Below are 3,764 nucleotides of genomic sequence, written 5' to 3' on the forward strand. Positions count from 1 at the left end.
GGCCGCGCCGGCCCGCTCATCGCAGGACGGGGAAGCCCAGCGCGGCCGTCGCGGCCGTCGCGACGGCCGCACCAATGGCGGCACGGCCACCGCTTCCCTCGTGACCGCCGTCGAGCCGGCTCCGGCCGTGAGCCCGGTCGCGGCGGCGAACGACGTTCCCGCGGTCGTGACGCCGCCGGCGGGCGAAACCGCGACCACAGAGCCGGGGGCACCGGTCCGCCGTACGCGAGCTGGCTCCGCGATGGCCCGCCTGGCCGTCACTCCGGACGAGCCCACCCCGGTGGGGGCGGTAACGGTCCCCGAGGAGGCCAGCGCCCCGCCCGCCGGCACCGACCCGGCTCCCGCACCGGACGTGGCTCCCGCACCGGACGTGGCTCCCCCCGCCGCCGACGCGCAGTCCGCCCCGCCCGCCGACACGGAGCCATCGCCGACTGTGGCGGAAGTTCCCGCAGCTGAAGCCGTTCCGGCCGGGGAAGTCGCGCCAGCGGAGGATGTTCCTGCCATGGAGGCCGCCGCGTCCGAGGACCTCTCCTAGCTCGAGAGCGAGCCGGACGCCTCCCGAGTTCGGTCGGCCTGCCCACCACCGCGTTGCCGGCGAACCTACTGGCCCCGGGTCCCGGGGCCAGTAGAGCGGGACATGCCAATACCCCAACCGATAGCGCGCCCATTCCGGCACGCCGCTTGGCCATCGAGGCAACCTTACGAACTGTGATCGCCCCGCGCGGGGCCGCCTCCATGATCGTGGGTCGGTGGTGGCCGTATACGACGTTTTTGACCCATGATCATGCTCTATGCCGGTTTATGCTTGCTGGTGAATACGCGCGAACGATCCCACCGGCACCGACGCCCCGCCAAGGTCCATGTCCGTTCCGGCCAGGACCGCCACGTCCCCCACCGCTCCAGCCCGGCAAGCACAGGGCGGGAAAGCCCTTTGCGCTCGCGCAGAATCTGTATTCGCTCACCGGTTCGCCTACCGGCAAGGTCGTCGGCAGCCATAACGCCAGGATAAGCCGATTGCGGAACGTGATGCGCAGAACCACAGCTTGTGCAAAAGTCCCGACAGCTGGCGTCTGGCGTCTCCGTGGGTAGGGATCAGGTAGGGCAGGAACTTGAGGTGATCGCCGTTGACACGGTCACCGGGCAAGGCCGGATCCCGTGCATCCTAGTGATCCATGTGACGCCAACGAGCACGCGCCGGGGCAAGGGCTGGCGTAAGCGAGGGAGGAGGTGAGCGCCATGCCGACAAGATCGTCCCTGGGACTTCTCGTCTGCGAAGTCGCGGCATGCTGGGGCGGGCGGTTCGTCCTCCCTGGTCGGGAGCGCCGCCGCGAACTGCTATCATGGACGCCGACGGCCCGGGTGGCTGCAGGCTGAGGCCAGGGCAAGGCCAGGCTCAAGCCTGGTCAGCAGGTGACCCGCGGTCGCTTCATGCGCGTAGGATGGCATGTCAGGTTCATGGCGAGCCCGCCGCGGATTCGAAGGCCAGCACCAAGGCTAGGCCGGCGAGTGTCCGGAGACCGCGGGGCACGCACAAGGGAGAGGCAGTTCTCGGGTGTACGCGATTGTGCGCTGCGGCGGCAGGCAGGAGAAGGTCGCCCTCGATGACGTGCTCACCGTCGACAAGCTTGACGACGAGGAGGCCGGGTCGAGCGTCACGTTCCCCGCGCTGCTCGTCGTGGACGACGGGACGGTCATCAGCGACCCGGCCGAGCTCACCGGATACCAGGTGACCGCGGAGGTTGTTGGCCCGGCCAAGGGGCCGAAGATCAACATGATCCACTACAAGAACAAGACCGGCTACAAGCGCCGCCAGGGGCACCGGCAGAAGTACACGCAGGTCCGGATCACCGGCATCGCGAAGGCGTAAGTGCGTAAGTAAGGAAACGACGAGATGGCACACAAGAAGGGCGCGTCGTCGAGCCGCAACGGCCGCGACTCGAACGCGCAGCGGCTCGGCGTCAAGCGCTTCGGCGGGCAGCGGGTGAACGCCGGCGAGATCATCGTCCGCCAGCGCGGCACGCACTTCCACCCGGGCACCGGCGTCGGCCGCGGCGATGACGACACGCTGTTCGCGCTGGTCACCGGCGCGGTAGAGTTCGGCCGCTACCGCGGTCGCCGCGCCGTGAGCGTCGTACCCGGCCCGGGCCCGTCCGAGACGGCCTAGCCAGGACTGCGATCGTGCGAAGGCGGGCCGGGCATCCGGCCCGCCTTTGGCATGTAGAGGGGATCGATGATGGCGGAGTTCGCTGACCACGCCGCGCTGCGGGTGCAGGCCGGCCACGGGGGGAACGGCTGCGCCTCGGTCCACAGGGAAAAGTTCAAGCCGCTCGGCGGCCCGGACGGCGGCAACGGCGGCCGCGGCGGCGACGTGATCCTCGAAGTGGACCCGAGCACCGCGACGCTGCTCGACTTCCACCGCCGCCCCGTGCGCAAGGCGGGAAACGGCAAACAAGGCGCCGGCTCGAACCGTAACGGGGCTGACGGCACCGATCTCATTATCAAGATTCCGAACGGTACCGTCGTTCTCTCCAGCGACGGCCAGGTTCTGGCGGACTTGGTGGGCACAGGGACGCGCTTTGTCGCCGCGGCGGGCGGCCGCGGTGGGCTGGGCAACGCGGCGCTGGCGTCCCCCCGCCGCAAGGCGCCCGGCTTCGCGCTGAAGGGTGAGCCGGGGGAGCAGCGCGAGCTCACCCTCGAGCTGAAGACCGTGGCGGACATCGGCCTCGTCGGCTTTCCCAACGCCGGCAAGTCCTCGCTGATCGCCGCCATCTCCGCCGCCCGGCCGAAGATCGCGGACTACCCCTTCACCACCCTCATCCCCAACCTCGGGGTCGCCGAGGCCGGCGAGGTGCAGTTCGTCGTCGCGGACGTGCCCGGGCTGATTCCCGGCGCCAGCGAGGGAAGGGGCCTTGGCCATGACTTCCTGCGGCACGTCGAGCGCTGCTCGGCGCTGGTGCACGTGCTCGACTGCGCGACGACCGAACCCGGCCGCGACCCCATCTCGGACCTGGACATCATTGAGGCGGAGCTGGCCAGCTACGACCAGAGCCTGGCGGACCGGCCCCGGCTTGTCGCGCTCAACAAGATCGACGTCCCGGCGGCGCGCGAGCTCGCGGACCTGGTCAAGCCCGAGCTGACCGCGCGCGGGTCGGGCGCCCTGGCCGTCTACGAGGTCTCCGCCGCGACCACCGAGGGGCTGCGCGAGCTGAAGTTCGCGATGGCGCACCTGGTGGCGCAGGCCCGCGCCGCGCGCACGGAGGCGGAGCCGGCTCGCTTGGTGATCCGCCCGGCCGCGGTCAGCGAGCCCGGCTTCGAGGTGGTGCGCACGCCGGACGGCGCGTACCTGATCCGCGGCGACAAGCCGGCCCGCTGGGTGCGGCAGACGGACTTCGGCAACGACGAGGCGGTGGGGTACCTCGCGGACCGGCTGGCCCGGCTCGGCGTCGAGGAGGCGCTCGCCGACGCGGGCGCCGAGCCCGGCGACACCGTGCTGATCGGGGACCTCGACGACGCGGTCGTCTTCGACTGGGATCCGACGCTGCCGGCCGGCGGCGGGCACGCCCGCGGCCCGCGCGGCACGGACTGGCGGCTTGGGGGATGACCGGGTGACCGAGGCCGCCGGGGAGGAAAGCGCCGCGCCGGGCGCCGCCGCCCGTCCCGACGTCGCCGCCGCGGCGCGGACCGTCGTGAAGATCGGCTCGTCGTCGCTGACCACCGCCGACGGCGCGATCGACGACGCGCGGATCGCGGCGCTGGCCGCCGCC

Annotated in this window: 3 protein-coding genes and 1 pseudogene; all 4 read left to right on the forward strand. The window is 71.5% G+C overall.

From position 1 onward, the window contains the following. A pseudogene (locus Q1N79_RS19125) lies at window positions 1-535 on the forward strand (hypothetical protein); the annotation flags it as partial. Window positions 536-1,552: 1,017 nt separating this feature from the next. Continuing rightward, the gene (gene rplU, locus Q1N79_RS19130) at window positions 1,553-1,867 is read left to right on the forward strand and encodes a 50S ribosomal protein L21 (RefSeq protein WP_300610798.1); all 315 of its coding nucleotides are present in this window, start codon (window positions 1,553-1,555) and stop codon (window positions 1,865-1,867) included. A gap of 24 nt (window positions 1,868-1,891) precedes the next feature. Further along, a complete protein-coding gene (gene rpmA, locus Q1N79_RS19135; protein ID WP_300610800.1) occupies window positions 1,892-2,164 on the forward strand; it encodes a 50S ribosomal protein L27 in 273 nt (90 codons plus the stop codon). Window positions 2,165-2,233: 69 nt separating this feature from the next. Next, on the forward strand, window positions 2,234-3,601 hold the full coding sequence (gene obgE / locus Q1N79_RS19140; protein WP_300610802.1) for a GTPase ObgE: 1,368 nt from the start codon (window positions 2,234-2,236) through the stop codon (window positions 3,599-3,601). Window positions 3,602-3,764: the final 163 nt, after the last annotated feature.

It is taken from the genome of Trebonia sp. (assembly GCF_030042015.1).
Lineage (GTDB): Bacteria > Actinomycetota > Actinomycetes > Streptosporangiales > Streptosporangiaceae > Trebonia.

Excerpts from the sequence above, each read along its gene's own strand:
- obgE (WP_300610802.1), top strand. The coding sequence starts at position 2,234 with ATGGCGGAGTTCGCTGACCACGCCGCGCTGCGGGTGCAGGCCGGCCAC.
- rpmA (WP_300610800.1), top strand. The coding sequence starts at position 1,892 with ATGGCACACAAGAAGGGCGCGTCGTCGAGCCGCAACGGCCGCGACTCG.